The sequence below is a fragment of the Glutamicibacter sp. NPDC127525 genome, from assembly GCF_042672105.1.
In the GTDB taxonomy this organism is placed as follows: Bacteria; Actinomycetota; Actinomycetes; order Actinomycetales; family Micrococcaceae; genus Glutamicibacter.
In genome coordinates, this window is sequence record NZ_JBHXVN010000003.1 from 217,667 (window position 1) to 233,288 (window position 15,622).

Annotated in this window: 19 protein-coding genes; 11 read left to right on the top strand and 8 right to left on the bottom strand. The window is 62.8% G+C overall.

Annotated elements, in window-relative coordinates:
* Nucleotides 1-53: 53 nt before the first annotated feature.
* Nucleotides 54-701 (bottom strand): maleylpyruvate isomerase family mycothiol-dependent enzyme, encoded by a 648-nt coding sequence (locus ACFVHU_RS09040; RefSeq protein WP_332486647.1) that lies wholly within the window; start codon nt 699-701, stop codon nt 54-56.
* A 208-nt stretch (nt 702-909) separates the two neighbouring features.
* Here ACFVHU_RS09040 and ACFVHU_RS09045 point away from each other — a divergent pair, with 208 nt between their 5' ends.
* The 5 genes from ACFVHU_RS09045 to bioB all read left to right on the top strand — a co-directional run bounded on the left by ACFVHU_RS09045 (nt 910) and on the right by bioB (nt 4,599).
* Nucleotides 910-1,254, top strand: a complete 345-nt coding sequence (locus ACFVHU_RS09045; RefSeq protein WP_105661795.1) for a PadR family transcriptional regulator — start codon at nt 910-912, stop codon at nt 1,252-1,254.
* Nucleotides 1,255-1,256: 2 nt separating this feature from the next.
* Nucleotides 1,257-1,628, top strand: coding sequence for a DUF1048 domain-containing protein (locus ACFVHU_RS09050; RefSeq protein WP_388023980.1), 372 nt, complete (start codon nt 1,257-1,259; stop codon nt 1,626-1,628).
* A gap of 1 nt (nt 1,629) precedes the next feature.
* On the top strand, nt 1,630-2,421 hold the full coding sequence (locus ACFVHU_RS09055) for an ABC transporter ATP-binding protein (RefSeq protein WP_388023981.1): 792 nt from the start codon (nt 1,630-1,632) through the stop codon (nt 2,419-2,421).
* Nucleotides 2,418-3,185, top strand: coding sequence for an ABC transporter permease (locus ACFVHU_RS09060; protein WP_388023982.1), 768 nt, complete (start codon nt 2,418-2,420; stop codon nt 3,183-3,185). The genes ACFVHU_RS09055 and ACFVHU_RS09060 overlap by 4 nt, the downstream gene beginning before the upstream one ends.
* A gap of 181 nt (nt 3,186-3,366) precedes the next feature.
* Nucleotides 3,367-4,599 carry a biotin synthase BioB gene (gene bioB / locus ACFVHU_RS09065; RefSeq protein ID WP_388023984.1) on the top strand — a complete coding sequence of 411 codons (1,233 nt, stop codon included), beginning with the start codon at nt 3,367-3,369 and terminating at the stop codon, nt 4,597-4,599.
* Nucleotides 4,600-4,626: 27 nt separating this feature from the next.
* On the opposite strand, the gene map is transcribed toward bioB, so the two are convergent.
* Nucleotides 4,627-5,403 (bottom strand): type I methionyl aminopeptidase, encoded by a 777-nt coding sequence (gene map / locus ACFVHU_RS09070; RefSeq protein ID WP_388023986.1) that lies wholly within the window; start codon nt 5,401-5,403, stop codon nt 4,627-4,629.
* A gap of 46 nt (nt 5,404-5,449) precedes the next feature.
* Here map and ACFVHU_RS09075 point away from each other — a divergent pair, with 46 nt between their 5' ends.
* The 5 genes from ACFVHU_RS09075 (at nt 5,450) to ACFVHU_RS09095 (ending at nt 8,569) form a co-directional block, all read left to right on the top strand.
* Nucleotides 5,450-5,743 (top strand): helix-turn-helix transcriptional regulator, encoded by a 294-nt coding sequence (locus ACFVHU_RS09075; RefSeq protein WP_388023988.1) that lies wholly within the window; start codon nt 5,450-5,452, stop codon nt 5,741-5,743.
* Between the two features lie 104 nt (nt 5,744-5,847).
* Entirely contained in the window at nt 5,848-6,174 is a 327-nt protein-coding gene (locus ACFVHU_RS09080) for an ArsR/SmtB family transcription factor (RefSeq protein WP_388023990.1), read from the top strand.
* A 16-nt stretch (nt 6,175-6,190) separates the two neighbouring features.
* Nucleotides 6,191-6,943: an NADPH-dependent F420 reductase gene (locus tag ACFVHU_RS09085; RefSeq protein WP_388024191.1), complete on the top strand. Its 753-nt coding sequence runs from the start codon at nt 6,191-6,193 to the stop codon at nt 6,941-6,943.
* A 55-nt stretch (nt 6,944-6,998) separates the two neighbouring features.
* Nucleotides 6,999-8,021 (top strand): LLM class flavin-dependent oxidoreductase, encoded by a 1,023-nt coding sequence (locus tag ACFVHU_RS09090; protein WP_388023992.1) that lies wholly within the window; start codon nt 6,999-7,001, stop codon nt 8,019-8,021.
* A 110-nt stretch (nt 8,022-8,131) separates the two neighbouring features.
* Nucleotides 8,132-8,569, top strand: a complete 438-nt coding sequence (locus ACFVHU_RS09095; RefSeq protein WP_388023994.1) for a 6,7-dimethyl-8-ribityllumazine synthase — start codon at nt 8,132-8,134, stop codon at nt 8,567-8,569.
* Nucleotides 8,570-8,665: 96 nt separating this feature from the next.
* On the opposite strand, the gene ACFVHU_RS09100 is transcribed toward ACFVHU_RS09095, so the two are convergent.
* On the bottom strand, nt 8,666-9,322 hold the full coding sequence (locus tag ACFVHU_RS09100; RefSeq protein WP_388023995.1) for a DUF6308 family protein: 657 nt from the start codon (nt 9,320-9,322) through the stop codon (nt 8,666-8,668).
* Between the two features lie 136 nt (nt 9,323-9,458).
* Here ACFVHU_RS09100 and ACFVHU_RS09105 point away from each other — a divergent pair, with 136 nt between their 5' ends.
* Nucleotides 9,459-9,833 (top strand): PH domain-containing protein, encoded by a 375-nt coding sequence (locus ACFVHU_RS09105; RefSeq protein WP_013348303.1) that lies wholly within the window; start codon nt 9,459-9,461, stop codon nt 9,831-9,833.
* 44 nt (nt 9,834-9,877) lie between these two features.
* Here ACFVHU_RS09105 and ACFVHU_RS09110 read toward each other — a convergent pair whose 3' ends face one another.
* The 5 genes from ACFVHU_RS09110 to ACFVHU_RS09130 form a co-directional block, all read right to left on the bottom strand.
* Nucleotides 9,878-11,104: a glycerate kinase gene (locus ACFVHU_RS09110; protein ID WP_388023998.1), complete on the bottom strand. Its 1,227-nt coding sequence runs from the start codon at nt 11,102-11,104 to the stop codon at nt 9,878-9,880.
* Between the two features lie 58 nt (nt 11,105-11,162).
* The gene (locus ACFVHU_RS09115) at nt 11,163-12,722 is read right to left on the bottom strand and encodes an SLC13 family permease (protein WP_388023999.1); all 1,560 of its coding nucleotides are present in this window, start codon (nt 12,720-12,722) and stop codon (nt 11,163-11,165) included.
* The gene (locus ACFVHU_RS09120; RefSeq protein ID WP_105661786.1) at nt 12,719-14,239 is read right to left on the bottom strand and encodes an ATP-binding protein; all 1,521 of its coding nucleotides are present in this window, start codon (nt 14,237-14,239) and stop codon (nt 12,719-12,721) included. Before ACFVHU_RS09120 ends, ACFVHU_RS09115 begins: the two co-directional genes overlap by 4 nt.
* Complete coding sequence (locus ACFVHU_RS09125; RefSeq protein ID WP_133833006.1) at nt 14,232-14,423, bottom strand: hypothetical protein; 192 nt, start codon at nt 14,421-14,423, stop codon at nt 14,232-14,234. Before ACFVHU_RS09125 ends, ACFVHU_RS09120 begins: the two co-directional genes overlap by 8 nt.
* Before the next feature lie 284 nt (nt 14,424-14,707).
* Entirely contained in the window at nt 14,708-15,517 is an 810-nt protein-coding gene (locus ACFVHU_RS09130) for a DUF4352 domain-containing protein (RefSeq protein ID WP_388024001.1), read from the bottom strand.
* Nucleotides 15,518-15,622 lie beyond the last annotated feature (105 nt).

Genomic DNA, 15,622 nt, shown 5'->3' on the forward strand with positions numbered 1-15,622 from the left:
TTGCCGGCTTCCCCAGCATCGCGCCGTACAGTCATCGTGCGGCGCGATGCTTGCTATTTCCGCGGCTGTGCCGTGATCCTGCGTGCCAGCTCGCCGACCCCTGCGCCCTGAAGCCGCGGGAGGACCTGTTCCCTTCCGGCCATCGCCAGGACCAGATCCAGCAGTTCGCCACGCACCTCGGGACCGTTCCCGCAACTGAAAGCGTCGTCCACCGCCGACATCCGCAACCCCTTGACCAGGGTGCTGCTATTGACTGCGAAGTCCTTGGAGGCGAAGAATCCTGCCACCGCTCGCAGTGCCGTGGGTTCAGGCCGCAGGATCAGATCGAGTGCCTGGACGATGTCCTGACCGTGCACTACCACTTCGCCCAGCAAACCGGCCACCGAGTTCAGCGGGGCAATGGACTTGCTGGCAGAACGATTGAAATTATCCAGCGTTTGCCGGGCGCCGTCCCCGAGCTGCGGGCGCAGCAGCCGCTCGTTGTGCCGGTCGGCATTGAATCCGGAACGAGCCATATTCACCAGCCAGCGGGCGGTCGAAGTGGATCCGGCGGCCGCCAGGTGCGCCGCCACATCGCGGATCTGCCAGTTCGCGCATAGCGATGGGGCGTTCCACTGCTCCGGAGCCAAGCTGCCCAGCAATCCTGCCAACCGCGCACGCTCGGCATGGACCAGCTCCCAATGCCATCTCGCATCCTTCATGGCGCCTCATCCCCATAGATCCAGTACCGGCTCAGCTTCCAGGAGCATACCGGATTTCCGGTTGTGCCATCTTGCCACTGGTCAAATGACGGTTCTCCAAAGCCACGAAAAATATCTGGAAAATCTTGGTACTAAGTATTGCTAAATACCGCTACTTAGTTCTACTATCTACTTGTACTCAATGACACTAAGTAGAGAGGGGTGCAGCATGGCCACACAGATGACCGAGATGCTCAAAGGCACCTTGGAAGGGATCGTCCTGGCGATCCTGGCCGAACGCCCGGCCTACGGATACGAGATCACCACGGAACTGCGCGAACGCGGCTTCACCGATCTGGCCGAGGGAACGATCTACGCGCTGCTGGTGCGCATCGAGCAGAAAGGCCTCGTCTCGGTGGAGAAAGTCCCGTCCGAAAAAGGGCCTCCCCGCAAGGTCTTCACCCTCAACCCCAGCGGCAAGCAGCAGCTCGACGACTTCTGGACCACCTGGAACCTGCTCGTCTCCCGCATCAACAACCTCCCCCACCCGAGCACCCCGCAGAAAGGGCACTGATCATGGTCGCCAAATGGATTGAAGCTTTCACCGGCTCACTGGAGCAGAAGAAGCAGTACAAGCAAAGCATGGCACGCCTCAAGGCCCTGCCCCAGCCCTATGCCAAGGCCGCTGCAGGAGTGCAGCGCTACCTGCTGAACCAGAGCGGGATCACCGACGCCGAAACGATGATCTCCATGTATTCGGACCTGGCCGACCTCTTCGAAGGAGCAGCCGCCAACGGCACCGCGCTGCGCGAACTGCTTGGCCAGGACCCGGCGGAATTCGCCGATGACTTCGCCCATGCCTACGGGGGCAAGCGCTGGACCGACAAGGAACGCACCCGCCTGGCCGACACCATTTCCGAAGCAGAGAACGAATCGAAGGAGCAATGACATGAATACCGCATTGGCCCCGGAACCGGCCATCGAGGTCACCGGACTGGTCAAGTCATTCAAGAAGCTGCCCGTGCTGCGCGGACTGGACTTCACCGTGCAGCCTGGCAGCATCTTCGCCTTGCTCGGTTCCAATGGCGCCGGCAAGACGACGCTCGTGCGGATCCTGGCCACCCTCCTTCCCGCCGATGCGGGAACCGCCCGGGTCTGCGGAGCTGCAGTGCGCGAGAACCCGGCCCAGGTCCGCCGGTCGCTGGGCCTGACCGGGCAATTCGCCGCAGTGGACGAGGTCCTGACCGGGCGCGAAAACTTGCTGCTGATCGCGCGGCTGCTCCGCTTGGAGAATCCGCGGTCCATCGCCAACGGCTTGCTGGAGCGCTTCAACCTCTGCGACGCAGCGGACCGGCCCGCAGGAACCTACTCCGGCGGGATGCGCAGGCGCCTCGATATCGCCATGGGACTGGCCGGTAACCCGCCGGTGCTCCTGCTCGATGAGCCGACCACGGGACTGGATCCCCAATCGCGCCGCGAGACCTGGCAAGTGATCCGCGACTTGGCCGAGTCCGGCACCACGATCCTGCTCACCACCCAGTACCTGGATGAAGCAGAGCACCTGGCCGATCAAATCGCTATCCTCCACGAGGGCACCATCATCCACCAGGGCACGTTGGCCGAGCTCCAGGCCCTGCTGCCGCCGGCCACCACCGAGCTGGTGGCCAAGCGGCCGAGCCTGGAGGAGATCTTCCTGGAACTGATCGGCCACCACCAGCGAACCGAAGGGAGCAAGCCATGAGCATCGCGGCACTGCAGGAAACCGGAATCCTCACCGGGCGCTCGATGCGCCACGTTGTCCGCAGCCCCGACACCATCATCACCACGGCCATCACCCCGGTGGCCATGATGCTGCTGTTCAACTACGTCTTCGGCGGGGCCATCGGCACCAGCGCCACCGGGCCGTATATCAACTACCTGCTGCCCGGGATCTTGGTCATCACCATCGCCTCCGGGGTCGCCTACACCTCCTACCGGCTGTTCCTGGACCTGCGCGATGGGCTGGTGCAGCGCCTGCGCTCCATGCCGATCTCCCGCTCCAGCGTGCTCTGGAGCCATGTGGCGACCTCGTTGGCGGCGAACCTCCTGTCCCTGGCGCTGGTACTGGGGGTCGCCCTGGCCATGGGCTTCCGCTCCTCCGCCTCCATGGCAGCGTGGATCGCCGTGCTCGCGCTGCTGTGCCTGGTGACCCTGAGTCTGACCTGGGTAGCGGTGCTTGCCGGCTTGAGCGCGAAATCGGTGGATGGCGCCAGCGCCTTCAGCTACCCGCTGATCTTCCTGCCCTTCATCTCCTCGGCGTTCGTTCCCACTGAGTCAATGCCCGGGCCGGTGGCCTGGTTCGCCGAGCACCAGCCGATCACTGCCATCGTCGATTCGCTGCGCGCCCTGCTGTCGCAAGAACCCGTGGGTTCCGAGCTCTGGATCGCCCTGGCCTGGCTGGCAGGCATCTTGATCCTGGCTTGGGCGCTGGCCACGCGGATCTACCGGAGCAAGACCTCCAGCTGAGCGGCGGGCGCGCGGCACGGGACGCGCGTCGTCTGCAACTGCCATGGAAAGCAGCGCAAGCCCCCCGACTTGAACATTGTTCAAGTCGGGGGCTTTTCGTGTACATTGGTGCCAGCAATTGAACACCGTTCAAGAATGGCTGCACCTTGGCAGGCAGCCATCCAACCAGGCGAAGGAACCCATGAGCATCCCCGCGCAGCGCACCGACACCGCAGGTTTCACCGAGCTGGCCGCACGCATCTCCGCTGGCCACCAGCTCACCGCAGCAGAGGCCCTCGAGCTGCTGGCCACCAGCGACGCGCAGACGTCGGCGCTGGTTAGTGCGGCCGGGGTGCTGCGGCGCAAGCATTTCGGCAACACCGTGAAGGTCAACTACCTGGTCAACCTGAAGTCCGGCTTGTGCCCCGAGGACTGCACCTACTGTTCCCAGCGCCTGGGTTCCAAGGCCGAAATCCTGAAATACACCTGGCTCAAGCCCGGCGAAGCGGTGCGCCAGGCAGGACTGGGCATCGCCGGCGGCGCCTCGCGGGTCTGCATGGTCGCCTCCGGCAAGGGGCCCACAGACCGCGATGTGGAACGCGTCGCGGCCATGATCGGCGCACTCAAGGAAGAGCATCCGCAGGTCGAGGTCTGCGCCTGCATCGGTATCCTGAAGCAGGGGCAGGCCCAGCGGCTCAAGGAGGCCGGCGCCGACGCCTACAACCACAACCTGAATACGGCCGAGTCCCTCTACCCGGAAATCTGCAGCACCCACAGCTTCGCCGAGCGCGTCTCCACCGTCCAGCAGTCCAGGTCCGCCGGCCTCTCCCCCTGCTCGGGGCTCATCGTTGGACTGGGCGAAACTCCTGAGCAGCTGGTCGAGGCGATCTTCGCCTTGCGCGCGCTGGAGGCCGATTCCATTCCGGTGAACTTCTTGATGCCTTTCGACGGCACCCCGCTGGAAGGCACCTGGAACCTGACCCCGCGCGCGTGCCTGCGGATCCTGGCCGTAGTGCGATTAGCCTGCCCGGACAAGGAGATCCGGATGGCCGGCGGACGCGAAATGCACCTGCGTTCCTTGCAGGCCAACGCCCTGGAAGTGGCCAATTCGCTGTTCCTCGGCGACTACCTGACCAGCGAAGGCCAGGACGCGAAAGCCGACCTGGCGATGATTGCCGACGCGGGGTTCGTGGTGCTGGGCCAAGAAGGCCAGGACCCGGCGCAGCTGGCCAGGACGCTGCGCGAAGCCGCCGGCCACGCTTCGCGCCAGCCGGAGGATGCGGGCAACGCCGGGGCCAGCGGGTGCAGCGGATCGTGCTGCACCTCCGTTGCTTCCCCGGCCTGCGGCAGCGCCTCCTCGGGCTGCGGCACCGGCACGGCCGAACCGGTGCTCCGCCGCCGCGGTGCCGGGACCGGGGAAAGCCCGAACGCCTGATCGCGACCATGCGGCCTTTGCCTATGCCTAGAGGTCGGTGGGCAGGGTGAGAATCTCCGCGCCAGTTTCGGTGATGGCAATGGTGTGCTCGGTGTGCGCGGTGCGGCAGCCGGTGGCGCTGCGCAGGGTCCAGCTATCGCGGTCGGTCACCAGCTTGCTGGTATCGGCCATGACCCACGGTTCGATGGCCAGCAGAAGACCGGGACGCAGCGTGTACCCGCGTCCGCGGCGGCCGTCGTTGGATACGTGAGGATCCTGATGCATGGTGCTGCCGATGCCGTGGCCGCCGAATTCCATGTTGACCTTGTACCCTTCGGCGGTCAGCACCGACCCGATGGCGAAGGACAGGTCGCCGATCTTGGCTCCGAGACGCGCCTCGGCGATGGCGGCGGCCAGGGCGCGCTGCGTGGTCTCGATCATTTTCAGGTCTTCTGCACGCGCAGCCGTGCCGACAATGAAGCTGATCGCCGCGTCGGAGGCGATGCCTTTCAAGGTGACAGCCAGATCCAGGGTGAGCAGGTCGCCATCGGCCAGCTGGTAGTCGCGAGGCAGTCCATGGAGCACCGCATCGTTGACTCCCGTGCAGATGTAATGGCCGAAGGGGCCGCTGCCGAAGGACGGGGCGTAGTCGACGTAGCAGGACACTGCGCCGGCCTCCTCGATCATTTCCTTGGTCCAGGCGTCGATTTCCAAGAGATTGGTGCCGACCTGCACGCGGTGCTTGAGCGTATTGAGGATGTTTCCGACAAGGCGTCCGGTCTCGCGGGCGCGTTCTACTTCGCTGGCTGTGAGAATCTCAATCATTCCAATTACTATACCGGTATTTTAATACCGGTATAATGGTCTCATTATGGTTAGACTGCCGCTTACCGCCCGGGAAATCGAACAGGGCAAGAACCTCGGCGCGCTGCTTCGGCAGGCACGCGGCGAACGAACAATCCTCGACGTCGCGAGCCAAGCCGGCCTCTCCCCCGAAACCCTGCGGAAAATCGAAACCGGCCGCGTCTCCACTCCCGCTTTTTCCACCATCGCCGCCGTCGCGGCCGCGCTGAGCCTATCGCTCGATGAGATCTGGTCAACCATCAACTCGCAGAAAACCTGCGGCTCTCCAGCACTTCACCCCTCACAGCTATCGCACCGCTAATTCGCAGGGCCTAATCCCTTCTGCATGTACATGTTGACGCGTACATAACTAGTATGTACACTTTTTTGCGTACATGCACGCCTTTCGGAGTTAAGGAAATGAACGTGGCAAGCCGCCTCACTCGACCTCTAACCATTCCCTCCGAAGAGGAAATGGACCTATTCGATATCATGGCCGCTCTGGCCGATCCGGTCAGGCGCGCCATCATCGCTCACATTGGCGCAACCCCCGGTGGCGCGTGCAGCAGCTCGGACTTTGGTGTCTCAAAGTCGGCACTCACCCGGCACTGGCGCATCCTCAGGGAATCCGGCTTGATCAGGCAAGAGGTTGATGGCACCCGGCACCGCAACTGGTTGCGCACCGAAGAACTGGATCATCGATTCCCTGGACTCATGGATACGGTTCGCCAGGAACTTGCCCGCACCACATAAAATTCTTCACCCTTAGATACCTCATCGACCACAAGATAAGAATTCGGAGCAACCCATGAGCACAACCAAGATCGGGATTATCGGTAGCGGAAATATCGGCCAGGCCATTGCTCGCCTAGCTGTGGCCGCTGGCGCCACCGTGGCCATCGCGAACTCACGCGGCACCGCCTCGCTCGCCGACGTGGTGGAAGAACTCGGCGACAACGCGCACGCGGCAACCGTTGCTGAAGCCGCTGAATATGGCGATATCGTCGTGTTGGCCATCCCGCTGTCGGCTTATTCGGACCTTCCAACCCAGGTGCTTGCCAACAAGACGGTCCTATCCACCGGCAACTACTACCCATCCCGCGACGGGCGCATAGAAGTTCTCGATTCCTTGAAGTCCACTACTGCGCAGTTGGAAGCATCGCTCCTTCCCGGCGCCCGCATCACCAAAGCCTTCAACAACATCGTGGCGCATCACATCCCGCTTCTGGTCAATTCAGCTCCGAGGACCGCGTTGCCAATATATGGCGATGACCTTGCTGCCAAGACCGAAGTGCTGGAACTTGTCCAAGCGTTGGGCTTCGACACGGTTAATGCCGGAACCTTGGCTGATTCGTGGCGCGCCGAGCCCGAATCCGGTGGCTACACTCACGTCTACGCCCAGGATCCCGCTAATTTCTACTCCGCGCACCTTGCCGATCGCGGTCAGCCAGTGACTATCGCGCAGCTCGAAGAGGCGCTCGCCACTGCGCATCGAGCCGACGTCGCCGCCCGCCAGTTCTAGCAGACCACGAGGCTAGGACTGGAATAACCATTCGAGACTACTTGTTGCCTCAAGCATGAAGAACATCGGATTTTTGTCCTTCGGCCACTGGACCGACCACCCGCAATCAGGCACCCGCACCGCCTCCGATGCCCTGCTGCAGGCCATCGATCTGGCGGTCGCCGCCGAGGAGCTCGGCGCGGACGGCGCCTATTTCCGCGTGCACCACTTCGCCCAGCAATACGCCTCCCCGTTCCCGCTGCTGGCTGCCATCGGCGCGCGAACCAGCCGCATCGAGATCGGTACCGGCGTCATCGACATGCGCTACGAGAACCCGCTGTACATGGCTGAGGATGCAGGCTCCGCCGACCTGATTTCCAATCGCCGCCTGCAGCTGGGCATCAGCCGTGGTTCGCCCGAGCAGGTCATTGACGGCTGGCGCCACTTCGGCTTCGAGCCGCGCGAGGGCGAATCGGATGCCGATTTGGGCCGCCGGCATACCGAGCGCCTGCTCGAGGTGCTTTCCGGGGAAGGCTTCGCCGAGCCTAGCCCGAACCCGATGTTCCCCAATCCCCCGGGCCTGCTGCGCATCGAGCCGCATTCGGACACCTTGCGCGAACGCATCTGGTGGGGTTCCGGATCCAATGCCACTGCAGTGTGGGCCGCGAAGCTGGGCATGAACCTGCAGAGCTCCACGCTCAAGGACGATGAATCGGGCAAGCCCTTCCACGTCCAGCAGGCCGAGCAGATCCAGCTTTACCGCGATGCGTGGAAGGAAGCCGGCCACTCACGCGAACCGCGCGTCTCGGTGAGCCGAAGCATCTTCGCACTGACCGATGAGCGCGACTGGCAGTATTTCGGCCGCGACCGCTACAGCTCGGACCAGATCGGCAACATCGATGAGAAGACCCGTGCGGTCTTCGGCAAGTCCTATGCCGGGGAACCAGATGAACTGGCCAAGAAGCTGGCCGAAGACGAAGCCGTCGCCGCGGCGGATACGCTCCTTCTCACCGTTCCAAACCAGTTGGGCGTGGACTACAACGCCCACGTCATCGAATCAGTGCTCAAGCACGTGGCCCCGCTGATGGGCTGGCGCTGAACCGGCTCATTCGTTACGCGGATCCCTTCCCCATTTATTCCATTGAGACCCACGCCACTAGGGTAGATCAAAAGACTTAGACATTTGCACGCAGAATCAGGGAGCAACTCATGAGCAAGCCATTGAACGTCGCCTTCATCAAGGCCAGCTGGCATGCGGATATCGTCGATCAGGCCCTGGCCGGCTTCAAGGCCGAGATGGATTCTTCCGGGCAGGAATACACCATCAATGTCGTCAGCGCACCCGGCGCCTACGAAATGCCGTTGCAGGCCCAGCGCCTGGCGAAGACCGGCAAGTACGATGCAGTGGTAGCCGCAGCCCTCGTGGTTGACGGCGGCATCTACCGCCACGACTTCGTTGCCCAGGCGGTAGTGGACGGCTTGATGCGGGTCCAGCTGGATACCGATGTACCTACTTTCTCGGTCAGCCTGACCCCGCACCACTTCCACTCGAATGATGAGCACCAGGGCTTCTACTTCGAGCATTTCCTGAAGAAGGGCGCCGAGGCGGCACGCGCGGTTCAGGCCGTGGCGGCTATCGAGCTCTAGGGAATACGCGAAAAACAGGCGTGCTGCCTTGAACGCCGTTGTCAACGGTCAAGGCAGCACGCCTGAGCCGATTCTGGGCCAAGCCCTAGGCGCGATCTACGAATGCCTTATTTCGCGCTTTCCTTGCTTCCATAATGCAATATCCAAAACTCGTAATAACGACAAGTGAGGTTGGCCAGCCTCAGCCCTGATCGCTCCGAGCTTGTCTACAAATTCCGCGGCCTCGGAAGAACCGTCGTGGAAGGCGGAGTACCAAACGATCCACTGTTCTCCACTGCCTTTGATCCCGGCAACTGCTTCGACAACCGAATCGTAAACCGGAATCAAGTCCGGCCGCTTGCGAGCCATGATCTTGCTTGCCATGGTTTGGCCAACCTTCCAAGGGTCTTCATGTTGCCGTAGAAGCGACCACAATTTATCCGCAGGCGATCCCTCAGCGAGATATTTCTCGAATGATTCTGGTGTCAAATTCTCAAACTTCAAGTCCTGCGGAATCTGGGACAGCAATTCGCTGATTTGCTCGGCTAGCGTTTCGAGGATTCCCAAGGAAGCCTGCGCTGGCACGTCAACGGAGAGCATCGATACCGCCACCAAGTCGGTCGCAGTGATTCGATGTGGATCAGTATCGACACCTTCACCCAGAGTTTCAAAGCGCGATCCAGAATACTTGGGCCGACCGTTTCCCATGGTCCCGAAATAGTCCCTTACATCTTCTACCGCAGTGCTGAAGTCTACTTTTGATCGAAGTTGCATTTACGCTGACCCCCATTATTGGTTGAAGATTTGATTATTTCACCGTACCTGAAAGTACCGACAAGTTGGGCTCTCAGCCACGATTCGGGAAATTAGTCGTCGCCTATTTGTCCCTCATTCTTCGTACGCTCTTTACATGATTGATTTCAATAATTCCTCTGTCTTCAAATTGGGCCCATGGGACCTTTCACAAGTCGCACCGGAGATCGTACCCATGATGGTCACTGGCGAAGAGCTACTAAGCGCTTTCAAGGGTGCACGCGACTACGTGGTCTTCAGCAACAAGCGACTCATCGCCGTCAATGTGCAAGGCATGACCGGCAAAAAGCGGGATTACACCTCGTTACCGTATTCGAAAGTCCAGTCGTTCTCCGTTGAAACAGCTGGAACCTTCGATCTGGATGCGGAGCTGGACCTGTGGTTCAGCGGGTTGGGCAAAGTTCGTCTGGAGTTCAAGGGCAAAGTTGATGTCCGGGCCCTCTCTCAGCTCATCGCCTCCTACGTGCTCTAGCAAGACAGCACGCCTGTTCCTATTCAGGGCGAGACCGCTGGCTGCTACCAGGCCTCGCGCGGGCTGAGCCGGGCTGCTGCCATTGATGCACCCAGGATGATGGTGCGCATGAAGCGTTCGGCCGCTTCGATCAGCAGCCGCTCCCCGTCATCCACTGCTTCTTGCAGCGTCATCGGGATGGGCATGATCGAGGCAATGGCGTCAATTCCGATATCGTGCACGTCTCGGCAGCCGCGGCCCAGAGTTCCTGCCAGAGCCACTACCGGCACCCCATGCAGCGCCGCGCGCCGCGCTACCTCCGCAGGCACCTTTCCCTTGGGCGTCTGGAAGTCGATGGCGCCTTCTGCGGTGATGACCAGATCCGCTCCGCGCAGCATCGAGTCCAGATCGATGCCGGCCAAGCCCGAGTCCAGGATCGCCTCGAAGCGAGGCAAGAGCACCGCCCCCACCGCCGCCAAGCCAGCGCCCAGCCCGCCCGAAGCACCCGTCCCCGGGGCCAAAGCGAAATCCGTGGAGCGCGAGGACTCCAGCGCATCGCGGCGCAGGATCGAGGCCCAGCGTTCGAAACCTGCTGACATGATTTCGACCTGTTCCGGAGTTGCCCCCTTCTGCGGACCGAAAATGCGGGCCACTCCGCGTGGGCCGGTCAGCACATTGTGCGGGTTCAGCGCCATGGTGATCCGGACATTCCCGGCAGCCAGGGCCGGGTGCAGGCCGGACAGATCCAACCGGTCCACCGATCCGAGGTAGTTGCCGCCGGCCTTGACCTCATGGCCGTTGGCATCAAGGATTCGTGCACCCAGCGCCTGCAATGCCCCCATGCCGCCATCCGAGGTACCCGAGTCGCCGCAGCCCACGAGGATCTTGGAGGCCCCGGCATCAATGGCGGCCGCGATCAGCTCGCCCACACCGTAGCTGGTGGTGGTTCCCGGATCCCGCTGGTCGCGGGGAACCAGCCGCAGGCCCGCAGCGGCGGCCATTTCGACGACTGCCGTTCCGGCCGCTTCGCCACCGAGCATGGCGTAGTGGGACTCGACTTGCTGGCCGACCGGACCGGTGACTGCCATTGGCACCAGGTGGCCGCCGGTAGCGCACGCCAGGGTTTCTGCGGTGCCTTCGCCGCCATCGGCGATGGGCACTGCCTTGACCGTGGCTCCGGGCAAGGCCCGGCGAACCCCGGCGCCGATGGCCGCCGCGACTGCCGCCGCGTCGAGGGATTCCTTGAATCCGGAAGGGGCTACCAGGATGCGTTGTGGAAGTGCGTGTGCCATGATTCGTTGTCCTTTTCAGTGAGGATGAATGCGATGAGATGTGAAGCTACGAGGTGGTTCAGAGGAACAGCGGCAGTCCCATAGCCGGCCAGATCCAGAAGGCGAAGACCAGGACCAGCAGGACCATGAGCGGTCCGAGCACCGCGCTCAGGCGCAGCAGGTCTGCCGGCTTATAGGTTTCGATGCCCTCGATCTCGGAGAACAGGTTCACCGGCTTCGCGCTGCTGGTCAGTGTGTGGCAGAAACCGGCGGCGGCGGTGGAAGCCAGGGCAATGGCTACCGCGTTGACCCCGACGCCCGGGGCCAGCGAGACCACCAGCGGAATCAGCACCGCTGAGCGGGCCGAACGGGACTGGATGACCAGATGCGCCGCGGCAGAGACCACCACCACGAGGACGGTGAAGACCCAGGGTGCGGCAGCGCCGAGCTGCTCGACGGGGCCAAGCACCTTGCGGGCCAGCCATTCGGCGGCTCCGCTTCCGGCGAGCGCCGTGCCCAGGGTGAGGGTCGCGGCCATGAAGATGAGCATCGACCACGGCACCGCCTTCAATGCCTTGGCCAGGCCTACAGAGCCGTATCCCGGGCTGGCTACCAGCAATGAACCAAGCAGGGCCACGATGGCGGGATGGAGCTGGTGCAGGGGCTCGGTGCACCAGAGCACCACCACAGCCGAGACCAGCAGCGCTGCCCTGGATTGCCCCACCGTGAGCGGGCCCGAGAGCGGCACCGGCGAATACTGCTGCAGCCGCTCGATGCCCACCGCCAGCGGTTCTGCGCGGTCCTCCTTGCGGGTGAACATCCACAGCACCAGTTCGGCGCACAGATGGGAGGAAACGAAAGCCAGCGGCAATCCGTAGACCAGCCAGCCGGCGAAGGAGAATCCTTCATGGCCCGCGGTGGCGAGGATCTGGCTGGTGATCAGGTGCGCTCCGGCGCCCAGATAGGATGCCACGGCCGAAAGCAGGATAACCGAGGGGAAAACCAGGGACAGGGCCAGGACGATGCGGCGGCGATCCGCCAGCGCCTTGGCCAGGGCAATGAAGACCGGAATGGCCAGGGCCGCGCGCCCGGAAGTGGACGGCACCGCGAATGCGGTAGCCACCAGCACGCCGGTAGTCAGGTGGATCAGCTGCCGCGGGGTGTTCGCCCCTGCGGCTATCCATGCTGCGGCGCGGGTAGCCAGTCCCGTGGCGGTGATCCCCGCCGCGATCACGAAGGCGGCCAGCAAGAGCCAAATGGTGTCTTCTCCCAGCGAGGAGAACAGGTCGGCTTCGGGCAGCACGCCCATGAGCACCAGCACCACTGCTGCGCCCAAGGCGATAAAGGTATCGCCTACTGGCGAGAAGACCCAGAGCCAGATGGCCAAGGCGAAGACCGCCAGGGTCAGGGCCCCTTGGGCTGGCAATGCCTGCGCTGTCCCCGCATCTGGGCCGAAGGCTCCGTAGGCGCACCAGCCGAGAAAGGCCAGCAAGACCAGTGCGGCGATGATTCGCGCTGCGTTCTGCTTGCTCCACCGGTTTCGTGCAGCACCGGCGTTGCCCTGTTCCGCGGCTTGGTCCGTGGACCGCTGGGCGGTGTAGCGGAATCCCGAGCGTGGCGCGGTTGGCTTGATGCTCATGACTCACCGCCCAGGCTGCTGGCCATGGATTGGGCGAATTCTTCTTCGCAGCGGATGCCTTGTCCGGCATCAGCTTGCGGGAGGGAAAATCCGAAACTGGTTCCGTTGCCGTTTCCGGATTCCACCCAGGCCGTGCCGCCGTGGGCTTGCGCGACCGCTTTCACCACGGCCAGGCCCAAGCCCATGCCGGTTCCTTGCTGGCCGGCTTCCGGGGCACTGCGATAGTTTTCCAGCAGGGCACGGGCCTGGTCCGGATCCAACACCGGTCCATCGTTGGCAACCCAGAAGCTGGCCATGCCCTTTGCTGCGGCAGAACCGATCCGGATGCTTTCTCCATCCTCGGTATGCGCGACAGCATTTTGGATCAGTTGGTGCATGGCCTGGGCAACGCGCAGCGGATCCAGCCACGCCTGGGCCTTGGCAGACTCGGCTATGCGGAATCGGCGGTCCGGGTAGGCGCCCGGGCGGGCGGCTGCCGCGGCAACGTCCGCCGTGACTTCGCCGACGGGCACCATTCGGCGCTGGATGAAGTCCGGGTCCGAGCTTTGCGCCAGCAATTCCAGGTCGGCAAGCGTCTGCCCCATCAGTGAAATGTGCGCCTGCGCGGTGCTGATGATCCTGCCGCGTTGCTTCCGGGGCACCTCTTCCTCGTTGAGCTTCTGCAAGGCAGCTGCCATCTTGCGTTGCGGGCTTCCCAGGTGCTCTCGTGCTTCGGCGATGAAGTGGCGTTGGGCCAGATGCGAAGCTTCAACCCGGTCAAGCATCGCATTCAGTGTCCTGGCCAGCTGCGCCAAGTCGTCGCGTCCTTCGACCGGAACGCGGGCCGAGAGGTCATTGGCGCTAATCGAGGCGGCGGTTTCGCTCATGGTGCGGATGGGACGCATGATCTGCCCAGCTGCCAACCAGGCGATCCCCGCGGTCAAGGCCAGTCCCCCGGCGGCCACGCCGAAGAGCATGGTTGCCTGCCGGTTGGCTTCTTCCTGGGCCCCGCCAATGAAGTGCGCGACGACCAGATGGGCTTGGTGCCCCGCCCCGCTGGCTCCGGAGGCATCCTTGGCCTCGGCCTTCGCCCAGCGAACCGTCCCGTGGTTGCTCTCCAGGATTCCGGAGGTCTTCGCGTCATCGAGAATACGGCCCAGGAGCACGGGGTCATCAGCCAGCCAGGTCCCGGCCTGGTTGGCTGCGGTGCCTGCGGTGAGCACCCGTCCATTGGCCTGCGCGAGAATCGCTTCGCCGGCCATCGGCTGCTGGCGGGCCAGATAGCGTTCCATCAATTCACCGATCGAGGAAAACGGGCGAGCTGTCTTCGGGTCCAGTCCCTCGGCGGCGAAGGTCCGGAACTCCTCGATTTCCTGCGCGATGCCCACGTTGGCAGCTTCGGCTACTTGGCCGGACATGATCGAACGCATCGAAACCGTTACGGCCAGCAGGGCCAGTGCAGTAGTGAGCACGATCCACCCGACAATGCGCAACCGTGCCGACACCGTTGATCCCTGGTGCTCATGGATATCAGCCATTGGCGATCAGCTCCTCAGCTTGCGCTTGTGCAGCAGCGGGCTCGGGAGCCGGTGAGAGCTGGACAATGATTGGCTGCTGATGCGGGATGGGCGGATTGGCCTTGTCGGCAAGTGCCTGGCTGGCGCCGGCCAGTCCCGCTGGCACGGCCAACACCATGAGGATGAGAAGTATGCGGCGATTCATGCTTTGAACATTAAAAGACCCTTGTGAGGAGCACATTAGGCGGTGGTGAGAGGATTATGGCGCGTCCATGAGAAGCAAATGAGAGCGAGCGAATCGCCCCGGGTTCTCGCGTATTTCCGAGGTCCGGCAGCGCGGGGAATTCCATGAAAATTTTCCCGATCTTCCTATTTTCGGTGTTCATGTTGTGGTCGCAATCCGCGAACTGCGGGCTTCCTCGCCGCCAGGGCAAAAGAAAAGAGGTTCCGCCACCCCTGATGGGATAGCGGAACCTCTGCGAATTCGAGCTACTTCGCAGCCCAGAGCACCGAGTCGTCAGTGAACGAGAGCGTTTCGCTCATGCGGATTTTCGCATCTGCCACGGCCTCGGCCGGCACGTCGAAGACCACCTGGTAGCTTCCCTTCCCGCCCTTGGCCAAGGTAGGAACGTCCATGCCCGGCTTGGCGGTGATCGCAGTCGCGCTGCTGGTGCTGTAGATGCTTGCATCCGAGCCCACCAGCTCTGGATTAAGGTCCAGCCATGCGTCGCCTTCTTCTTCACCGTTGTAGACAACAGAAAGGTCCACGAGGACATACTGGCCTTCGGCCTCCTGGTTGAACTCATTTGCCTTGGCGATCTGTGCGCCGGCATCCAGGTTCACCGCACTGACATTGACCGAATACTCGCCAACAGCAGCGGCCTGCCCCAAGGCCAATACCTGTGTTTCGTCTTCGGCTTGCTCGATGATCTCAGCCGGTGCCGCCACTTCGCCGTCGGAAGCGTCGGCAATGCCGTTGGCGACCTCGTCGATCGCCTTCACATAGGCTGCCTGGGTGGCGAACACAAGAACGATGGCTACGATGGCGATGATGCTCGATGCAACGCCCAAGCCCTTGCTGCCACGGCGCTTGGAAGCGACAATGAGCGAGACGATGCCCAGTACCAGAGCAATGAAACCGAGCACGGCGGCAAAGTTGTTGACGATCGGTACCCAGCACAGGGCCAATGCAACGATGGCCACGACCAGGGCCGCAATGCCCAGGCCCTTGCCAGCTGAGCTCTTGGCAGGCGGTGCCGGTGGCACCATGTTCGGATCGACCGGATTTTGTAAAGACATGAAAGCTTCCTTCGAGTGAAGACGGCGCCACGCTGGCGCCGAGGCGGATATCAGCCCAAGCGGATGAGGACTTCGGCCGAAAAGAGTCTTTGTTGACTCTTCAAA